Annotated in this window: 13 protein-coding genes and 1 riboswitch; of the genes, 10 read left to right on the top strand and 3 right to left on the bottom strand. The window is 54.5% G+C overall.

Annotation, left to right across the window (positions count from 1 at the left end):
• The first annotated feature begins 105 nt into the window (after positions 1 to 105).
• Positions 106 to 209: riboswitch (guanidine-I (ykkC/yxkD leader) on the top strand.
• Between the two features lie 213 nt (positions 210 to 422).
• The 8 genes from BLS94_RS11970 (at position 423) to BLS94_RS11935 (ending at position 14,117) form a co-directional block, all read left to right on the top strand.
• Entirely contained in the window at positions 423 to 1,889 is a 1,467-nt protein-coding gene (locus BLS94_RS11970; RefSeq protein WP_090961374.1) for an APC family permease, read from the top strand.
• Between the two features lie 63 nt (positions 1,890 to 1,952).
• On the top strand, positions 1,953 to 2,684 hold the full coding sequence (locus tag BLS94_RS11965) for an urea amidolyase associated protein UAAP1 (protein ID WP_090961371.1): 732 nt from the start codon (positions 1,953 to 1,955) through the stop codon (positions 2,682 to 2,684).
• Entirely contained in the window at positions 2,681 to 3,364 is a 684-nt protein-coding gene (locus BLS94_RS11960; protein WP_090961340.1) for an urea amidolyase associated protein UAAP2, read from the top strand. Before BLS94_RS11965 ends, BLS94_RS11960 begins: the two co-directional genes overlap by 4 nt.
• A 139-nt stretch (positions 3,365 to 3,503) precedes the next feature.
• The gene (gene uca / locus BLS94_RS11955; protein ID WP_090961337.1) at positions 3,504 to 7,199 is read left to right on the top strand and encodes an urea carboxylase; all 3,696 of its coding nucleotides are present in this window, start codon (positions 3,504 to 3,506) and stop codon (positions 7,197 to 7,199) included.
• 1 nt (position 7,200) lies between these two features.
• Positions 7,201 to 9,078 carry an allophanate hydrolase gene (gene atzF / locus BLS94_RS11950; protein ID WP_090961335.1) on the top strand — a complete coding sequence of 626 codons (1,878 nt, stop codon included), beginning with the start codon at positions 7,201 to 7,203 and terminating at the stop codon, positions 9,076 to 9,078.
• Between the two features lie 734 nt (positions 9,079 to 9,812).
• The gene (locus tag BLS94_RS11945; RefSeq protein WP_090961333.1) at positions 9,813 to 12,314 is read left to right on the top strand and encodes an ABC transporter permease; all 2,502 of its coding nucleotides are present in this window, start codon (positions 9,813 to 9,815) and stop codon (positions 12,312 to 12,314) included.
• A gap of 50 nt (positions 12,315 to 12,364) precedes the next feature.
• A complete protein-coding gene (gene dinB, locus BLS94_RS11940) occupies positions 12,365 to 13,522 on the top strand; it encodes a DNA polymerase IV (RefSeq protein ID WP_090961331.1) in 1,158 nt (385 codons plus the stop codon).
• Between the two features lie 124 nt (positions 13,523 to 13,646).
• Positions 13,647 to 14,117: a thermonuclease family protein gene (locus BLS94_RS11935; protein ID WP_072767345.1), complete on the top strand. Its 471-nt coding sequence runs from the start codon at positions 13,647 to 13,649 to the stop codon at positions 14,115 to 14,117.
• A gap of 158 nt (positions 14,118 to 14,275) precedes the next feature.
• Here BLS94_RS11935 and BLS94_RS11930 read toward each other — a convergent pair whose 3' ends face one another.
• From BLS94_RS11930 to BLS94_RS11920, 3 genes are all read right to left on the bottom strand, one after another.
• Entirely contained in the window at positions 14,276 to 14,560 is a 285-nt protein-coding gene (locus tag BLS94_RS11930) for a hypothetical protein (protein WP_256325411.1), read from the bottom strand.
• Between the two features lie 245 nt (positions 14,561 to 14,805).
• A complete protein-coding gene (locus BLS94_RS11925) occupies positions 14,806 to 16,458 on the bottom strand; it encodes an MFS transporter (protein ID WP_072767347.1) in 1,653 nt (550 codons plus the stop codon).
• A 160-nt stretch (positions 16,459 to 16,618) separates the two neighbouring features.
• Positions 16,619 to 17,659, bottom strand: coding sequence for a phytoene/squalene synthase family protein (locus tag BLS94_RS11920; protein ID WP_090961323.1), 1,041 nt, complete (start codon positions 17,657 to 17,659; stop codon positions 16,619 to 16,621).
• A 491-nt stretch (positions 17,660 to 18,150) separates the two neighbouring features.
• Here BLS94_RS11920 and BLS94_RS15335 point away from each other — a divergent pair, with 491 nt between their 5' ends.
• Positions 18,151 to 19,080, top strand: a complete 930-nt coding sequence (locus BLS94_RS15335; RefSeq protein ID WP_256325410.1) for a CRISPR-associated endonuclease Cas3'' — start codon at positions 18,151 to 18,153, stop codon at positions 19,078 to 19,080.
• A 128-nt stretch (positions 19,081 to 19,208) separates the two neighbouring features.
• Positions 19,209 to 20,354, top strand: a complete 1,146-nt coding sequence (locus BLS94_RS15330; protein WP_256325409.1) for a CRISPR-associated helicase/endonuclease Cas3 — start codon at positions 19,209 to 19,211, stop codon at positions 20,352 to 20,354.
• The last annotated feature ends 1 nt before the right edge of the window (position 20,355 follow it).

Here is a 20,355-nt window from a genome sequence, read left to right as displayed (position 1 = left end):
CTTTTTTGGATGAGGTGTGTAAAATTATTTGTACCTGAAACAGTTGCCTGATTTGCTGTTTATTTAAAGAAATACAGAAACACGCCGCAGTGTAGCGCGGTTGAAGTAAAGCGAAACTAGGGTTCCGGCTTTCCGTTGAAAGTGTCTGGTCCAAGAGTTTCCGGCTTCGTCGTGACGAGGCTCCACGGAGGGATAAAAGCCCGGGAGATAATGTAGGTAATACATTAACTCTTGGAATTTGATCCGCTGATAAAGGAGACTGGTCATGCACTTCTCTTTAGTTTTTTCTCCCCCTTTAGCAATAATCGATAGTGCCCGGGATCGCTTGATCTCATCGAATGGCGTTTTTCCAGCATGAGTTGGCGCGTGGGTCATCGGCCAGGCATGGTTGTCCCGCTCCTCTCGAAATGGGCGTCATCTCAATGAGGGAGAGCCGGTATATCCCTCCTTCCGCTGCTACCGTTGCAGCGGCGCCCGTCGTCGCCGATAAACTCCACCGTAGCATGAGTGTCTGGAGTAGCCTCATCCTCGGTTTCGCCGTTGTTTCGCCGGTAGTAGGGCTCTACGCCATCATTGGCGTACAGACTGTCGTGACAGGCGGCGGCTGGTTTGGCGCGCTGATGCTCTGCCTGGTGATGCAATTGCTTGTGGCCACCGTCTATGCCGAGCTTTCCTCGCAGTTTCCAATCGCTGGCGGCGCCTACAAATGGGCGCATCAGCTCGGTGGCGCCATCACCGGTAAATATGCCGGCGTAATTTACGTCAGCTCCACGGTTGCAATGCTGACCACAACTGCTTATACCGGGGGAGTCTGGCTTTCCCTCTTTTTTGGATCAGAGAGTGAAACCGGGCTCAGGTTGGTGACGTGGGGCGCGGTATTTCTATTGCTTTGCACGCTGATCAACGTGGCGCACATCAATATTTTCAAGCTGATCATTTCATTGGGCGTTTATGCGGAAATGATCGGGTCCGTGGGTGTGGCTCTGCTGCTGTTTCTTTTTTTTCGGCAACATTCATTTTCGGAGTTATTTCAGCATTTGGGCACGGGCACGGCACCCAATGAGATAAGCGCCTTTCTGGCGGCGCTCGCCATCGCGGGTTGGGCGTTTATCGGGTTTGACGCCTGTTCCACCATCGCCGAAGAAACGCATGATCCCAAACGCATGGTGCCGCGCGCGGTCTTCTTTTCCCTGTGCATGGTGGGGTCAGTAGTGCTGTTCAATTCCGCGGCGCTGACGCTGGCTTTCGATCGCGATACGCTGATTGCCAGTGCGACGTCCGACCCCATTACGCCCGTGATCATCTCAAGCTTCGGCGCGTGGGCGGAGAAGCCGTTCCTTGGAATTGTCATGATCGCCTTTCTCGCTTGCGGGGCATCGGTGGTGAAGTACACGTCGCGCATCATTTATTCGATGGCCCGCGAAGGCAATATGCCTGCTGTGTTAAGCCGATTGGCGCCGGACAAGACGCCGCGCAACGCGGTGATATGCACGGTATCGATGTCCGGGCTTGGGTTGCTGTTCGGGCTGAACGATGGCGCCGTGGCTACGGTGATTGCGTTTGGCACAGGTGGACTCTACGCCATGTTTTCCATGACCACCGGGGTTGGGTTGTATGCCCGGCTCTCCGGCCGCTGGAACCCGGCTCTCGGTGAGCTAAAGCTTGGTATCTGGGGCTTGCTGATCAACTCCGTAGCCTTTGCCTGGTCGGTGTTTGAATTCGTCAACATTGCCTGGCCGCGCGCCTACGCGGTTGCACCCAACGCACCCTGGTGGCAGCTCTGGGCGGTGCCCCTGGTGCTGGGCGGCATCCTGGGAATAACGACTCTTCATATCCTGATGTCTCGAACGCAGCAAAAAGACTTTGAAAAAAAGATTTTGTCTAAATGAAGTGCGATGTCAGCCTTCTCGAAATTCATTCAACCGAAAATTTATTACGACGAGGAGAAAAACATGAACCAACCGGATGCATTGATTTGGGAACAGCACATCCCCGGCGGGTGCCACTGGTCTGGCATTGTGCGGCGGGGTACGACACTACGCCTGGTGGATGTGATAGGACGAGCCAATGCCGCCGTACTATTTTTTAATCAGGAGGAAAAACTGGAACGTTACAACATGGCCGATACACTCAAGTCTCAGCATACGTTCCGTTTGACTAAGGGCCATGCGTGCCATTCGGATATGGGCCGTATTTTCTGCTGCATTACCGAAGATACCGCCGGGTGGCACGATACCGTATGCGGCATGAGCGATGCCGAATTGATACGCCAGAAATATGGTTCGGCGCGGTTCGAGGAGCGTCGTAACGAGATGTTTCGCAACGGGCTGGATGGCATGCTGATCGAATTGGGAAAGTGGGGGCTGGGCATACGTGATGTCGTATCCAATATCAATTTCTTCAGCAAGGTAACCGCCAATTCATCCGGTGAATTGACGTTTCATCCGGGTAACAGCAAGGCGGGAGATTATGTGGATCTGAGCTTCGAAATGGATACGCTAATGGTCTTATCCGCTGCGCCACACCCGCTTGATTCGTCAAAGACTTACCAGCCGGGCGCAGTCAATCTGGTGGCTTTTGTGACGCCGCCATCGGTGGTAGCGGAGTGCACTCGCATTGCCGAGAACGCGCGCGCGCTGCTGAATACCCAGCATTTATATGCTTGTCATGGAGGTGCGGCATGAACAAGAAGCAATTTGTTGAAAGTAAGCTCGATCCCGAGGCAGCAACGGTGGACGAAGTCTGTCCGGCAGGTGAGCCTTGGGTCAGGCTGCTGACAGAGAATCAGGTGTTCCGCATTGTCGATCTGGGAGGTAACCAGGCTGTCGATACATTGTTCTACAACGCATCCCATGCCTTTGAGCGATACAGCGCAACCGATACCATCCGCCGCCAGAAGAAGCTCTATCTGACCACCGGCAGCAAGCTGTATTCCAACTTCGGCAATGTCATGCTCAATATCGTGGCGGACACATGCGGACGGCATGACACCATAGGCGGGGCCTGCGCCGCGGAGAGCAATACCGTCCGGTATGGGTTGGAAAAATTTCCAATGCACAGTTGTCGCGACAACTTTCTGCACGCGCTGGCCCATGAACCGGTTTGTGAACATCTTGGCATGAGCAAACGCGATCTGCCCAGCAACATCAATTTCTTCATGAACGTACCCGTGTCGGAGGCCGGCGGCCTGGAGTTCGCAGATGGAATGTCCGCCCCATTCAAATATGTGGAAATGAGGGCCGAAATGGATGTGATCGTGTTGATTTCGAACTGTCCGCAACTGAACAATCCGTGCAACGCCTACAACCCTACACCGATCCGTCTCCTGATCTGGGATGATCCCGAAGACATGTCGTTTGATTAATCTTCCCGGGTTGCGAGCAGATTGCGGAGTGCTGCACGTCGCCATTGTGATTCTTTCAAATTACGAGAGCGACGCTACTGCGGAGGTTCGCGCGCATCATGCGGTAGCTTCCAGGAAGTAGGACTGAACAGGATAAACCATGTTTAAGAAGGTATTAATAGCTAATCGCGGCGCCATCGCCTGCCGCATCATCCGTACATTGCGCCGGATGGGCGTGAAAAGCGTGGCGGTCTATACGGATGCCGATGCACTGTCGCAGCATGTGATAGAAGCCGATGAAGCATACCGAATCGGCAGCGGCGTCGCTGCGGAAAGCTATTTGCGGGCCGACAAGATTCTGGAAATCGCCGCACACTCAGGCGCCAAGGCTATTCATCCTGGTTACGGCTTTCTCAGCGAAAAGGCGGACTTTGCCGAGCAATGTGATGCGCATGGCATTTGTTTCATTGGCCCCAGCCCGCAGCAGATGCGTGCGTTCGGGCTGAAGCATACGGCACGGGAACTGGCTTTGCAGAACCAGGTGCCGCTGCTGCCGGGAACCGGTCTTTTGGAAGACCTGGAAGATGCACTCCGTCAGGCAGCCCACATCGGTTATCCAGTCATGCTGAAAAGCACCGCGGGAGGGGGCGGTATCGGCATGCGGTTGTGCTGGAACAGGGAAGAGCTCAATGCCGCCTACGAATCGGTGAAGTATCTGGCCCGAAATAATTTCAATGATGCGGGTCTGTTCCTGGAAAAATATGTGGAGAATGCTCGCCATATCGAAGTCCAGATTTTTGGTGACGGCAAGGGCGGGGTTATCGCGCTGGGCGAACGCGACTGTTCCATGCAGCGGCGCAACCAGAAGGTGATCGAAGAAACGCCCGCACCCCACTTGCCATCACGCGTGCGCCAGGCGCTATTGGATGCGGCGGTACGTTTGGGCAAAACGGTCAACTATCAGTCGGCCGGGACAGTGGAATATATTTTCGATGCCTCTACCAGCGAATTTTATTTCCTCGAGGTAAATACCCGGCTGCAGGTCGAACATGGCGTGACAGAGGAGGTGACCGGTATCGACCTGGTGGAATGGATGGTCCGGGAAGCTGCCGGAGAGATGCCGCCTCTGGATTCATTCAATATCGAGCCGCGCGGCGCATCAATTCAAGTGCGGGTATACGCCGAGAACCCAGCCAAGGATTTTCAGCCATCCTGCGGTACGCTCACCTCGGCCGAGTTTCCGCCCGCGTCAGTAGCGCGGGTTGAAACCTGGGTGGAACGCGGTGTTGAGGTCTCGCCGTTCTATGACCCGATGCTGGCGAAAATAATCGTGCATGCGGCAGACCGTGATCAGGCCATCGCCAAACTCCTGGCCGCGCTGGATGCTACGGCACTGAACGGCATTGAAACCAATGTGGGTTATCTCAAGCAGATCCTGCGTGGGGCTGTATTTCGCGGCGGACAGCACACGACGAGCTTCCTGAACGGCTTCCGTTATGTTGCTCATACCGTCGATGTGTTGAGCCCCGGCGTGCTGACCACGGTGCAGGATTACCCAGGGCGAACGGGCTACTGGAATATCGGCGTGCCGCTATCCGGACCGATGGATGGGTTGGCCTTCCGCTTGGCTAATCGGTTGGTTGCCAACACGGAAGACAAGGCAGGGCTCGAGATCACCCTGGCGGGCCCGACCTTGCGTTTCAACTGCGACTCCATCATTGCGGTATGCGGCGCGCCCATGGAGGTGCGCCTGGATGGTGAGCCGCTGACCTTTTGGCGACCGTATCCGGTCAAGGCGGGCGCAATATTACAATTCGGAAAGCTGGTGAGTAATGGCTGTCGCGCCTATCTGGCGGTTCAGGGCGGTTTCCAGGTTCCTGACTATCTGGGCAGTAAATCCACCTTTACCCTCGGACAGTTTGGCGGCCACGCTGGGCGGACTCTGCTTACCGGCGATGTGCTGCACATCGTTGCAGCCGATGCCAGTGATGCCTCAGACCATGATGGCACGCGCAGTAACGGTGCAAACGGTGCCCGGAGCTCACTACCGGCAGAGTTGATTCCCTATTACAGTGATAAGTGGGAAATCGGCGTGCTTTATGGTCCGCACGGTGCGCCGGATTTTTTTACCGAAGAGGACATTCGGACACTCTTCGCTGTCGACTGGGAGGTTCACTACAATTCGAATCGAAGCGGCGTACGCCTGATCGGTCCCAAACCAAAGTGGGCGCGAAGCGATGGCGGCGAAGCGGGGCTGCATCCGTCCAACATTCATGACAATGCATATGCTATTGGCACAGTGGATTTTACTGGCGATATGCCGGTGATACTCGGGCCGGATGGACCAAGTCTGGGTGGGTTTGTCTGTCCCGTAACGATAGTTCAGGCTGAATTGTGGAAAATGGGCCAGCTCAAACCGGGCGATAGCGTGCGTTTTCGCCGGGTTTCAATGGACGAGGCGCTTGCACTCGAAAAATTGCAGGATGCCGCTGTCGAAAACCTCCGGGTGTCAAAAGCAGTCCCGCTGGAAATTGAACCAAAAACACGGGCCACAGCAGTAACCAATACGGCAACGACAACCACACCAATCCTCCACGCTATCCCGCCGGCTGGCCAGCAGGTACAGGTAGTGTATCGACAGGCAGGTGACAAAAATCTGCTGGTTGAATATGGCCCGCCTGAGCTCGATCTCAACCTGCGCTTCCGTGCCCACGCGCTCATGGAGTGGGTTCAGGCTGCCGTCGATAACGGCAGCCTGAAAGGTATCCTGGATCTGACGCCCGGCATCCGGTCTTTGCAAATCCATTTCGATTCGCGCCTGCTGGCGCGCGATAAGCTGCTGAATTTTTTGATCGCCGCGGAAAAGAAGCTGCCGGACATCGAACACCTGGAGATTCCCACACGCATCGTGCATTTGCCTTTGTCATGGGATGACGCGGCAACCCGGTTGGCGATCGACAAATACATGCAATCCGTGCGAAGCGACGCGCCATGGTGCCCGAGCAATATCGAATTCATCCGCCGGATAAACGGGCTCGAAAGCATTGAAGAAGTGCAACGCATCCTGTTCGAGGCCAGTTACCTCGTGATGGGGCTGGGTGATGTATACCTGGGTGCGCCGGTAGCGACCCCTGTCGATCCCCGCCACCGCCTGGTCACTACGAAGTATAACCCCGCACGTACCTGGACGCCCGAAAACGCGGTGGGGATAGGCGGGGCCTATCTATGCATATATGGTATGGAAGGGCCTGGCGGTTACCAGTTTGTCGGGCGCACTGTACAGATGTGGAATCGTTATCGTCAAACCGCTGATTTCAAGGATGGCAAGCCGTGGTTGCTGCGATTCTTCGATCAGATCAAATTCTATCCGGTTAGCGAGAGCGAATTGCTCAAGCTGCGCCGCGATTTCATCACTGGGCACTTCAAGCTGCGCATGGAAGAAAACAGGTTCAGCTTGAAACAATATAACGCCTTTCTACAAGAGAACGCGGCGCCAATCAGCGCTTTCAAGGCAAAACAGCAAGCTGCGTTTGAAGCCGAGCGCGAACGCTGGGATGCCGAGGGCAAGGTCGAATATGTAAGCGAGATTACGCTTGAGGAAGCCGATGCGCAAAGCGAACTGGACCTTCCGGATGGGGCGCACGCGATCGCCTCGCACGTGACCGGTACGGTATGGAAACTGCTGGTCGAGGAGAGGCAGCATGTCGAAGCGGGAACGTCGATTCTTATCGTCGAATCGATGAAGATGGAGTTTGCCGTGGAAGCGACAGTGAGCGGCACGATTGGTCAGTTTTTCTGCAAGGTAGGCGGACATGTGACCGCCGGCCAGTTGCTGCTGGTGATTCAGGAGGATTAACTTGAACGAATTGATGCCTTTAGGTGATGTATCTTCGTTGCTGCAGCGCTATGCCAGCGGCGAGTTGACGCCCGGCCAGATGGTGGAAGCGGTGCATGCGGCGATCCAGGACGATGCGGCTCATGTATGGATACATAAACTGCCGCTTGAAACCTTGAGACGCTATGCCAGCGTGGTGGAGGCCAGGGCCAGGACCGTGGGTAAGCCAGCACTGCCGCTGTACGGTATTCCCTTCGCCATAAAGGACAACATTGATCTGGCGGGCGTGCCGACCACGGCAGGGTGCCCCGGCTTTGCCTATACGCCGCAGCGCAGCGCAACGGTGGTGCAGAGATTGATTGACGCTGGCGCAATTCCCATCGGCAAAACCAATCTCGACCAGTTCGCAACCGGATTGAATGGTACTCGCTCTCCGTACGGGGCTTGCTGCAACACCTTCAATTTCGATTATATTTCAGGTGGGTCGAGCTCCGGTTCGGCGGTGGCCCTGGCGAAAGGCTGGGTATGTTTCAGCCTGGGAACCGACACCGCCGGTTCCGGCAGGGTGCCGGCTGCATTCAATAATCTTGTCGGGTATAAGCCGACCAGGGGCTGGCTTTCCACGCGTGGAGTGGTGCCCGCCTGCCGCTCGCTTGACTGTGTTTCCATCTTTGCCCTTACCGCAGACGATGCTGAGCGAGTTCTTGAAGTAACCGCCAGCTTTGATGCTGAAGACATTTATTCGCGGGAAAGACAAGGCCGCGGCCCTGATTCTGCTACACGACGCTTTTCGGAACATCGTTTTCGCTTTGGTATTCCCCGCAAGGATCAATCGCAATTCTTCGGTAATCGAGAGTATGAACGGCTGTTCAACGAAGCTATCGTAAAACTGCAAGGCCTGGGCGGTAAATCCGTTGAGATAGACTTCGCGCCCTTTCTGGAAGCAGCGCGCTTGCTCTATGACGGTCCCTGGGTAGCCGAGCGTTATGCGGCGATTCAGCAATTTTTTGACTCGCGTAGCGAGCAGATAATTGCGCCAGTACGGGAAATAATTGGCAGCGCCAAACGATACTCCGCTGCCGACGCCTATAACGGTGTATATCGCTTGCATGGGCTTAAACGGCAGACTGATCGAATCTGGACTGAAGTGGATTGTCTGCTGACGCCAACAGCCGGAACCATTTATACAATCCAGGCGATGCAGCAGGACCCCATACGCCTCAACGCAAATCTTGGTTACTACACCAACTTCATGAACCTGCTGGATTATTCAGCGGTAGCGGTGCCCGCCGGTTTTCAAGGTGACGGACTGCCGTTCGGCATAACCCTTTCAGCGCCAGCCCACCACGATGAGGCGCTGCTGCATCTCGCCGGACGCCTGCAACAAGCTTATGCGCTGCCCCTTGGGGCAACCGGCATTCCCCTGCGAGAAGAGGTCTTGCCGGAACATCTCTTGATTCGGAGCTCATCAGAGACACCGCGATCCGATCAGCAGCCCGGCCACGTACGCGTGGCGGTTTGTGGCGCGCACTTGTCCGGGCTCCCGTTGAACGGACAACTGATCAGCCGCAGCGGACGTTTGGTGTTGAGCACCACGACTTCACCAGACTATAAACTTTACGCGCTACCGGGAGGACCGCCCTATCGTCCCGGATTGGTGCGAGTGGAAAGAAATGAACAAGGAACCGCCATCGAAGTCGAAGTGTGGGAATTACCGACGCAGGAATTCGGCAGTTTTGTGGCGGGTATTCCTGCGCCTCTAGGCATTGGTACCATTACCCTGGGAAATGGCGACATTGTGCAGAGCTTTCTGTGTGAGGGATATGCAGTCGCAGATGCGGAGGATATCAGCCGGTTTGGAGGCTGGCGAGACTACATGCAACAGCTACGCAACGCCTGATTAATTACGCTCACGGTGGGTCGGGCTCCGCCCGAAATCATTTTCTCGATCGTCGGGCGGAGCCCGACCTACCGCTGCAACTCCGAGTTCTGTTGATTATTTGCGATTTGGTTGATACTGGGCAAATGCCGCGATCATGATCTGATATCGCACCGGAAAATATCGCTTCCATTCAAACAGACTTGCGGATCGGCTTAAAAGATTAGAAGCTGCTGGACCGAATTACGCTCATGGTAGGGCGGGCTGCGCCCGCCATCGTTTCTTAGATCGTCGGGCGGAGCCCGCCCTACTGCTGATTATCCGGAGTGCTCACCAGCAGAAACCTGTACGCTACGAATACCTTTAATAGAGGAGGGCGGCGATTGAAGCCCGTATTGGAAGCGATAAGGGGATGGGGTAAAAAACACTATCTCGGTACTATAGGGTTTCAGTCATCAAGCTCAACTACTCAACGCCTAATTAAATTACGCTCACGGTAGGGCGGGCTGTGCCCGCCATCGTTTCTTAGATCGTCGGGCGGAGCCCGACCTACTGCCGCAACTCCAAACGCTGTTGATTATGGTTGTGAACACTGGTGAATTTTGCCATTATGGTTATAGCTTACTTTTAGGTGTCGCCATGACCACCATGAATATTCTCGATCGGTGTTAGCATGAACTCGCTGCAAGGATTTAACCGACAGGATTTCCTGAGTACTCACAAATAATTAGCCACCGTATTTACAGCAGGGTTTCATGAACATTTTCAAGCTTTCTTTTCGGATGCTTCGCCGCGATTGGCGTGCGGGGGAGTTACGTGTACTGACGTTCGCTCTGGTTATTGCGATCGGTGGGATGACCACGGTCGGGTTTTTTGCCGATCGTGTGCAATTGGCGCTTTCCCGCCAGGGCAACCAGTTGCTTGGCGCAGACTTGATCGTTTTTTCAGACCATCCGCTGGCCCCGCGTTATGCCGATGAAGCGAAACGGCTGGGGTTGGCAGTTTCCACTGCGCTTAAATTCCCCAGTATGACCGGGAAGGGGGAGAGCAATTTACTGACGGAGATCAAGGCGGTCACCGCTGGGTATCCTTTGCGCGGTACCTTACGTATCACCGAGGACTTCAGCAATGTATCCCCTGAAGCCACACGGGTTGCAAATGCAATTCCGGCGCCTGGTTCGGCATGGGTGGATGAGAAGCTCATGGTCCGCCTTGATCTCCATCGAGGCGATAAGATAGAGGTGGGGGCGGTACACCTTACTGTTGACGCACTGATAACGCAGGAACCGGATTATTCCATCGGATTCCTCAACCTGAGGCCCCGGGTGCTGATCAATGCGGCGGACCTGCCCGCAACCAAGTTGGTGCAGGAGGGTAGCCGGATCGGCTATCGTCTTCTGGTTTCCGGAGAATCCGGCGACGTGGAGAATTTCAGGAGATGGGCCCAATCGCATTTGATGCTTGGGGAAAGAATAGAGGGGATTCGCGATGCCCGTCCCGAAATCAAAGCGGCGCTGGAGCGTGCGGAAAAATTCCTCAGTCTTGCCGCACTGGCAAGCGTAGTGCTAGCGGCTGCGGCGGTAGCGCTTGCCGTACGTCGTTTTACTCAGCGCCATCTTGACGGTTGCGCGGTGATGCGTTGCCTGGGCGCCAGCCAGGGTTCGATGTTACGCCTGTACCTGTATCATTTTATTACACTGGGGCTGATCGCCAGCGGGGCAGGATGCCTGCTCGGTTTTGTTTCGCAGGAGGCGCTGACTTTCTGGCTTTCTGGGTTGGTGGAAGCTGAATTACCGTGGCCGAGTATATGGCCCGCCGTGCACGGGTTGCTGACCGGCATGGTGTTGCTGCTTGGGTTTGCATTGCCGCCTCTGCTCAATTTGCGAAGCGTGCCGGCGCTACGCGTATTACGTCGCGATATTGGTATGCCGAATACCTTTAGCATTACCGGCTATGCGCTGGGGCTGGCCGCATTGTCGATATTGTTCTTATGGAAAGCCGGCGACGTGCGCCTGGGTGTATCTGTCATAGGCGGATTCGTTGCGGCGATCGCGGTTTTTGGTTTGATTGGATGGCTGCTGTTAAAGGCCCTGACGCACATGCGTGGTCATACAGCGGGCGCATGGCGTTACGGATTGGCAAGTATCCGCCGGCGTGCGACTTCCAGCGTGGTTCAGGCCGTAGCATTGGGATTGGGGCTGATGGCGATGCTCGCGCTGACGCTCATCCGGGACGATCTGCTGCAGGACTGGCGTACCAGCCTGCCACCGGATGCACCCAATCATTTTCTGATAAATATACAGGAAGACCAATTACAACCATTGGCGGCATTTTTTAGTCAGCACAACATGGAACGCCCACCCGTCTTTCCAATGGTGCGCGGACGCTTGACCGAGATCAATGGCAAGTCGATCGCGTCAGGTGAATATGCCGATATCCGCGCCAAACGCCTCGTGGAACGTGAGTTCAATCTGTCCTGGGCAGACGAAATGCAGAGTGACAATCAGATTGTCAGCGGCCACTGGTGGAAAAAGGGAGACAGCGGAAAAGCGGAATTGTCCATGGAGGAGGATATCGCGAAGACAATCGGCATCAAGCTGGGCGACAGGCTGACTTACGATGTGGCGGGCAGCGTATTTTCCGCCAAAGTGACCAGTCTGCGGAAAGTAAATTGGGATTCCTTTCGCGTCAATTTTTTCGTGGTGACGCCGCCGGGTGTACTGGAGAAATACCCGGTGAGCTATATTACCAGTTTCCATTTGCCGTCTCAGCAGATAGAAGTGACGAACCAACTGATCAAGGCCTTCCCCAACCTGCTCGTGCTCGACGTTGCGAACATCATCAGCCAGGTCCAGAAGGTAATTGAACAAGTGACCAAAGCGATCGAATTCGTTTTCCTTTTTACGTTACTGGCGGGACTGACGGTGTTGTATGCCGCCATTGTCTCTACTCAGGATGAGCGGATTCATGAGGCTGCCATTTTCCGCACCTTGGGAGCGAAGCGCCGACAACTCGCAGGCGCATGGGCAGCCGAATTCGCCATATTGGGCGGCCTTGCCGGGCTGTTTGCTGCGGCGGGCGCCAACGCGCTGGGCTATGTCGTCGGAGAATACGCGTTGAATCTGAGCTATACATTCAACCCGTGGATATGGTTGACCGGCTTATTTGCAGGGATTGTGGGCGTGACCGCGGCGGGGCTGATGGGCACTCGCTCCGCACTCTCGACACCGCCGCTTATGACATTGCGTAAAGTTTGATGAAAAACCATCAAACTTTGTTGTCTCCGATTTAGCCGGGAGGCTGTTAAGTGTGCCGGCGTATTGCTCACCTCGATATGGATGCCTTCTACGCATCGGTCGAGCTGCTTCGCTACCCCGAATTGCGCGGTTCGCCGGTTGTGATTGGCGGGCGGGGCGATCAGCAGCCGGAGAAGCTTAAAGACGGCAGCAGGCGTTTCGCCCGGTTGAGGGACTATGCCGGCCGGGGCGTCATCACTACCGCCACCTACGAAGCTCGTGTTTTCGGCGTCTCCTCCGGGATGGGTCTGATGAAAGCCGCACAGCTTGCGCCGGATGCCATCTTGCTGCCTGCCGACTTCAGCGCATATCGCCACTATTCAGGCCTGTTCAAAGCAGCTGTGGCAGAGGTTGCTCACCACATTGAAGACCATGGCATTGACGAGATTTACATCGACCTGAGCGAACTGCAGGATGATGTGTTGACGCTTGCCCAGCACATCAAGCAAGCTGTGCGCGACAGCACCGGGCTTTCTTGTTCCATTGGTGTTGCTTCCAACAAGCTGTTATCGAAAATCTGCTCCGATCTGGAGAAACCGGATGGCCTCGTCATCCTGAATCCAGCGGATATTCCCCGCCGGATATGGCCTCTTCCAGTCAGCAAAATCAGTGGAATCGGGCCAAAAGCCACTCAAAAGTTGGCGATGCTCGGCATTACTACTATCGGCGAGCTGGCTCAAATTGATGCTGCGTTTCTTCAAACGCGCTTCGGCCGCAGCTATAGCCGCTGGCTGCAAGAAGTTTCTCATGGCATCGATGAGCGGCCGGTAATAGTGAATTCTGAACCCAAGTCGATCAGTCGCGAAACGACGTTCGAAAGAAATCTGCACGTTCAGCATGATCGCTCCATTCTGTCGGAAATTTTCACCGGCCTTTGTGCAGATTTGGCAAAAGACCTCCAGCGAAGGGGTTACGTTGCCCAAACCATCAGCATCAAGGTGCGGTACGAAGACTTCCACACCATAACCCGCGATATTACCTTATCCTTTCCTGCGGCCGATGCTGTCGCAATTCGTCGGGCGGCGGAAGAGTGCCTGCGGCGCACGCCGTTGAAGCGCAAGTTGCGATTGCTGGGCGTCCGTGCCAGTTCGTTATCTTCAGGCAGCACCTTGCAGAGCATGGGCATGGCGCGCCAGACGGAATTGCCGCTGACTGTACTGGAAGCATGATACTGGGCGCTAGCGATTGCAAACGGCAACTATAATTCATGACGACCCGCCACTTTTGCCACTCTTGCCCAGCAGGCGCCATTAATAATAATCTGGAGCACTACCAGCAGAATAGGTACCGGATATGCAGCATCCCATTGTTACTCTTGCGCTGCTTATATTTATCGCCTTCCCCGGCGTGGCCCGCGCGGACCTCACCGGCAAGGTGGTCCATATCGCGGATGGCGATAACCTTACCGTGATAATAAACAATGAGTGGGTAAGGGTTCGTCTGGCGGGAATCGACGCGCCCGAAACAAACCAGCCCTTTGGCACCCGTTCGAGACAATCCCTAACTGAACTGTGCTTTTGGGAAAAAGTGACAGTGTCTCCGAAAGGCAAGGACCAGTATGGCCGCATGTTTGCGAAGGTTCGCTGCGGAGATGTCGATGCAGGCGAGGAACAGGTGAGACGCGGCATGGCCTGGGTATACGACCGCTACGTAGAAGACCCGACCCTCGACCCCCTCGAGGATGAAGCCCAGGCCGCCAAGCGCGGATTATGGTCTGATCCTTATTCTTCCCCTCCTTGGGAATGGCGCGAAATATGGAATTAGCTTAAATTCATCCAAATCCGTCAGCGCGCCCAGGCTGAATAGCTGAGGCAATACACGCCTGAATCGTAGGTGTGTTAGCCATGCCTGTTGTGCCGGATAAGTTTTCTTGCCGCCATTGCTCTACCTGACTTGGCTGCAAAATCGCGGATTCTTAATCCTTACAAAGACTGCTTGTCTCTGCGCAACCAGCGAAAAAAGAATACATAAATAAAAGCTGGAAGAAACGGCAGAATCCATGGAAACATCTGCGAAAACCATGCAGAATAAAAACTATGCACATAGCGCGCCTTGGCCGAGGCGCAGGCCTCAGCAGCAGGCACGCGGCAGGAAAGAGCGATCTCCAGGGATACCTGGGTATGGGCCCGCCATATCCAGTAGGTCATTGCTGTGGCAAAAACAATCAACAACAGCGCGAGCAGGGTTATGCCTTTTTGTCGTGGCATAGGTTGCAATTCTCCGGATACAGGAAGAGTTTGTTAAAAAAGAGGAAATTCAGCAGCTTTGATTGATGCTCGGGAAATTCATGGGATGATAAAGAATCCATGAACGTGTAATTCCGGGTTCAATGATGTCCTCCAGCCACGATGTTGTCAAGGGGTGAGAGAGCACATGAGGCATTTGCAACTGAACAACTGACCTTCAATGAAGTATGGGGCTGGGTGAAATAAATGTTTGCAGCCCGAGCAGTTCAGGCATTGCGAAATCGCGTGCGCTTGACCAGCAGGATAGCCAGTAGCGGCAGCACGAAGCCGATCGCAGTTACCGAGATCAACAATATGCCAAGCTGACTGTAGTCCGCGGGAACCAGGATCTGGCCGGTAAGGGGATCATCTACCTCGCGCGTAACGATGAAAATCTGATTCATGTACTTAGTGGCGAGCTGCGAAGCGGACAGGGCAAGATTAGTGAACGAAGCCATCACCGCGAAGAAAGTCGCCTTGAGTCTTTCCGGCGCCGAGTTGGCGATCCACGCCAGCATGGGAATCATTGCGATTTGCCCCAGAGGCGATTCAAGTGCAGTATCGATCACGGCAATAAATCGCGCGTCCACTACGCCACCGGTCAGGGAGGCGGTCCATTCATGCAGCCCGAAGTACATGCCGATTGTAGGCAGCGAAAGCAGGGTTCCCAAAACGGTGAGCGCGCCGATGATATATGCGATCGACCGTTCAGCCATGAAACGGCGAAAAATGAACATTCCGGCAAGAGTCAGCGTCGCACCAATCAGAGACAATGCGGCGAGAAACTGCTGGTCGAAGCCCAGGCTGTCAATCATCCACCAGGTGGAACCGGCGCCCGGTCCCGGTATCGCGCGAAATACAAATATCAGAACTGCCGTACCCACCAGTACGTTGCGTGCATCAGGCTCAAGTTCGCCTGTCAATCGCCACATCAGAAACAAAACAATTGCCATGGATACCGCGAAGATAATTTCTTCCCCGCCGGGGATGCGGCTTAGGCCGACGCTCAGGGACACCGCTGTAAAGGCGAATCCGCCGCCGAGAATCCACCAGTTGACTGGAGGTGGGTCTATATCAATGCCAAGGAGGGCCTCGGCTTGCTGGCGGCTATGTCCCTGCGCTGCAAATCGTGCCATATCCCGCCGCCGCAACCAGGAGGCGAACAAGACGCCGGCTACTGAAACCAGCGGAATTATCAACGCAAGCTCGTAGACGAACAGATAAGCGGCTGCTTTCTGCGCTTCGGGTAATTCGCCCACCCCTTGCAACACGACGACATTCACAACCGAGACCAACACACCGCCACTGATAATCGCAACCCGCCCGAGCGTCTGCATGGTGACGTGCATGGACTTGCGATTTTCAAGGGTCAGCGGATGTCCATTTGCATCCACTCGCGGCACGGCCTCTACCGTCATGGCGTCTGCTACCACATCCTGAACAACATAGCCGATGGGTGCGAGCAAAGCGGCGGTAACGTACCAGGTTTCTACTGTAGCGATAGCGCGCATGGCGTCCAGGTGCCCAAGCAGCCCGATCATGATCAGCAGGCTCAGCGTGATCAGGGCCGCGCCGAGATACACAAGCAGGCTCTTCCATCGCCACACCAGGTCTACCAGATGGCCGAGCGGCATCTTCAATGCCCAGGGCAGCATCATCCAGAATCCGAGCGCCGCCAGAAACTCGGCGGAAAGCCCTAGCCGCTCTTTAACATAAAAGGTGCCAACGATTCCCGTCAGGCTGGAAATGCCAGCGGCGGCGTAGACCATGAGCGGGGGAAGATAAGACAAACGCATTTCACGCCCCAGCGCGAAAATGTTGGCGTCGAGCCAACGGCCTACAGTCGCGAAGAGCCCGATGGCTGGGGGAACGGCTGTCATAACAAGGGGCTTCTCATGAGCTTTATCGGTTGAACGGCCGAGCCGGCCGGCCGGATTATTCTAGTCAAAAATTTTCGCGGATTTTATCTTGCGGATTATCTGCTTCATCCGCTCAAACTCGGGCGACTCACCGCTACGCTGCACCAGCCAGATCCGCTGCTCAGGCAACCTGGTTTCTGAGGTGATCCCAATATGAAGTCGCAACGTAACTGTTGGCGCAGGTAAGCGTTGTCAAGGCCATCACACGGTAAACCACGCTGCGCGGCACTTTGACATTCACGGCCGGATTGAGCAAATCGGAGGAGACCGCGACCCGTTTCAACGTTTCCCCTGCCAGTAATATTGGCCACATGCAGGCCAATCTTTGGCGGATTTCGGAGACGGGAAGCGATATCGTGTAAATCCACCCCTGATCCAGGTGTTCCATGGCAAGCCCAATGAGCTGATTCAGGATGGGCCTGAACTTGGGGAGGTTGCCCTCAACCAGCAAATCGGCCGGTTTCAATCCGGCCTCCGCCAGAAGCGACTCCGGCACGTAGCAACGACCGTTGTGCAGGTCACGGGCGACATCTTTAACGATATTGGTGAGCTGCAAACCTTTGCCGAATCTGACGCCGATGGCCGACATTTCCGTGACATTCCATCGGGCCATTGCCGGCCGGTGCGCACAGACCATCCTGGTCCAGAATTCTCCTACGCACCCTGCAACATAATAAGTGTACTGGTCCAGCTCGTCCAGCGTGGACAATGCGGCAAGTTGCCCGCTGGACTCACCGGGGAAGCGGGTCAGGTCCATTTTCATCCCCTCGGGTAGCACCTTCATCAGCCATTGGATTCGCTCCCGGTCTCCCGCAGAGCATTTTTCATATAATTTCAGGCAGTCTGCAAGGCGCTGAAGGAGAATGCTCTCCGCAGAGTCTTTCTGGTGGGGAACAAGCGCTGCCTGAATCTCCTGGATGGCCTTCCAGTCAATCTCGGCATGTGCGAACTGCGAAGAGAACTGGTTAAGGTATCTCAGGCGCTGCGGGCGATCGAGCAGATCCGTATCGGCGATGGTATCTGCTGCGCGCGCAAAGAGATACGACAACCCCATCTGGTCGCGCACGCCAACCGGCAGCACATTCAGCGTGAGATAAAACGAACGGGAAACCTGCTTGAGGATATCGTGCAGGAGCTCATGTGTAACCGGGTCAGTACTCAACGATGGAATCCAAAGCCGCTCAATTAACAAGGGGCGAACATTACCTGTTGTGCAACCTTAAGGTCAAGACGTTGTGTTCCTGAAATAGGCTTACCAGTCGGGAAGCTTCGGATTTCCAGAGGGCAAGAGCTGACCAATCCTGAAGAAATGCAATTGGAGTTTAAGTTGGGCAGGTGCTTAATAGGCTGCCCTAGTTGTTTAGTAGCTCAGTAGGATGGGTGGGAGCGTAGCGGGAACCCATCAATGAGGTGAAATGACATTCATCGCTACACCTCGATGCAATGCTTGGGCTTGAGGATGTACGGACATCTCAGCTTTTCGAGTAGTACTTTAGTCTAATTGCTATAGCAAAATCAATGTCGCATAGTATCAGAAGCTCTGCTATTCACGGATAAGGCTATCGCTGCTGTAGCGCAAAACATAATGCTCGAATAAAAGCCAAAATGATAAATGAAAGTCGAAGTGACGAAAACAGTAATGGCTCAACGCATATGGCTCACGTCAGAAAAGATGACGATGGTGTTTGGCATAAACACTCGTTGGAAGAGCATTTGCGAGAGGTTTCGCGCTTGGCAGGTGAGTTTGCTCAGCCATTCAATAGTGCAGAATGGGCGACGCTTGCCGGATTATGGCATGACTTGGGTAAGTATTCGGCGCGCTTCCAGATTTACATAAAGTCCGCCAGTGGTTACGACCGGCAAGATGCTCATATTGAAGGTTTGCCGGGGCGAGTAAACCATTCTTCGGCAGGCGCAATCTACGCTTGTGAAAGGATGGGCGCAAAGGGAAGATTTTTGGCTTACTTGATTGCGGGGCACCATGCCGGATTGCCAGATTGGTTCTCAATCGAAACGGGAGCGGCGGCGCTGGCATATCGTCTGGAAGCCAAGGAACATTTAGCAGAACTGCCATTCTCGATAATTCCATCCGCAATTTCCAATCCAGGCATAACGCCGTCAAGTAAACCACCGGGTGGGGCAACCGGATTGGCGCTGTGGCTACGAATGCTGTTTTCCTGCCTCGTGGATGCGGATTTTTTGGACACTGAAATGTTCATGAGCGCGGAAAAGGCAGCTACTCGTGCGGGCTATCGCCCACTTGGAAGCTTGATGGCTGATTTTAACAACCACATGCTAATAAAGACTTCGCAAGCTGATTTAACGCAAGTTAATGTCATTCGTAATCAAATTTTGCGCCAATGCCGCGACAAAGCGGTGCTACCCTCAGGGATATTTTCGCTATCCGTTCCTACCGGCGGCGGTAAAACATTGGCAAGCATGGCTTTTGCTCTGGAGCATGCCCGCTATCAGAACAAGCAGAGAGTGATTTACGTTATTCCTTACACCAGCATTATTGAACAAACTGCAGGAATATTTCGCGAGATATTTGGTGAGAACGTAGTTGAGCCCACGCCAATCTAGACCCGGACAAAGATGAAGACGCCCGTTCCCGTTTGGCAACCGAAAATTGGGACGCTCCAATCATCGTAACGACTAACGTCCAATTCTTCGAGTCGTTATTTGCTGCCCGGACCAGCCGCTGCCGCAAATTGCATAACATCGTAAATAGTGTAGTGATATTGGATGAAGCTCAGTTGCTGCCACCAGAGTTCTTGCAACCTGTTGCGGATGTGATAAACCTGTTAGCGGTTCACTATGGTGTAACGTTTGTACTCTCGACCGCCACACAGCCAAAACTTGAGTCGTTTCACTCTGTTGGTGTGCAGCCATTTCGTGGCCTGGATAGTGTTTGCGAAATTATTGACGATCCCGATGTCCTGTATGGCGCGCTGGAACGAGTAGAGGTTCATGTTCCCAGCGACCTGACCACCCCACGCAGCTGGGACAGCCTGGCTAATGAGCTAGTTCAACATCCCAGTGTACTGTGCATCGTAAACCGCCGTGATGACGCGCGCCGACTTTACCAACTTATGCCTGAAGCTACTCTGCACCTGTCCGCATTGATGTGTGGCGAACATCGCAGCCGTGTCATTGCCGACATCAAGACGCGATTAAAGCGGAAAGAGCCGGTGCGCGTTGTTAGCACGCAACTGGTCGAAGCCGGAGTAGATTTGGATTTTCCAGTAGTTTATCGTGCCCTGGCCGGATTGGATTCCATTGCTCAGGCAGCAGGAAGGTGCAATCGCGAAGGCAAGTTGAATAGTCGGGGACAAGTTGTGGTGTTTGTGCCGCCCACCCCAGCTCCGCCCGGCCTGTTGCGGCAAGCGGCTCAGATTTCATTGAGTCTGTTGGCGGGTTCTGATCGGAATATTTTGAGGCGTAATCTGGCTAGCCAGTTTTTTGAACATCTCTACGTGCGTGCGCCATCGCTGGATAAGCAGGGTATTACCGATTTGCTTACTTGCGATGCGCATGATGGTCAGATTCAATTTCGCACGGCTGCTGAGAGATTTCGGCTTATTGACGATAGCGCCTATCAGACCATTTTGGTGTGGTACGAAAAAAGCCCGGCACTTTTTGAAGAATTGGCACACGTCGGGCCGACGCGATATCTGATGCGTAAGTTGCAACGCTATGCCGTGAATATACCCAGGCACTTATTTTTAAAATTGGAAAAACAGGGTGATGTGCATCTGATACGGGGCATATACGCTCAAGTGGGCGACCGGCTTTATGATGAATCCCTGGGCGTAGTCATAGACGGCAGCATAGCGCCCGATGAGCTGGTTGCATGAA

This window comes from Nitrosospira sp. Nsp18 (genome assembly GCF_900103145.1).
In the GTDB taxonomy this organism is placed as follows: domain Bacteria; phylum Pseudomonadota; class Gammaproteobacteria; order Burkholderiales; family Nitrosomonadaceae; genus Nitrosospira.
Note: the sequence above shows the minus strand (reverse complement) of the source record. Positions and strands in the feature narration are given on the sequence as shown.

Bases quoted from the DNA above. Each gene is read 5' to 3' on its own strand.
- uca (WP_090961337.1), top strand. From the start codon at position 3,504: ATGTTTAAGAAGGTATTAATAGCTAATCGCGGCGCCATCGCCTGCCGC.
- BLS94_RS11945 (WP_090961333.1), top strand. From the start codon at position 9,813: ATGAACATTTTCAAGCTTTCTTTTCGGATGCTTCGCCGCGATTGGCGT.
- BLS94_RS11960 (WP_090961340.1), top strand. From the start codon at position 2,681: ATGAACAAGAAGCAATTTGTTGAAAGTAAGCTCGATCCCGAGGCAGCA.
- BLS94_RS11970 (WP_090961374.1), top strand. From the start codon at position 423: ATGAGGGAGAGCCGGTATATCCCTCCTTCCGCTGCTACCGTTGCAGCG.
- BLS94_RS11925 (WP_072767347.1), bottom strand. From the start codon at position 16,458: ATGACAGCCGTTCCCCCAGCCATCGGGCTCTTCGCGACTGTAGGCCGT.
- BLS94_RS11935 (WP_072767345.1), top strand. From the start codon at position 13,647: ATGCAGCATCCCATTGTTACTCTTGCGCTGCTTATATTTATCGCCTTC.
- BLS94_RS15335 (WP_256325410.1), top strand. From the start codon at position 18,151: ATGGCTCACGTCAGAAAAGATGACGATGGTGTTTGGCATAAACACTCG.
- BLS94_RS11965 (WP_090961371.1), top strand. From the start codon at position 1,953: ATGAACCAACCGGATGCATTGATTTGGGAACAGCACATCCCCGGCGGG.
- BLS94_RS11930 (WP_256325411.1), bottom strand. From the start codon at position 14,560: ATGCCACGACAAAAAGGCATAACCCTGCTCGCGCTGTTGTTGATTGTT.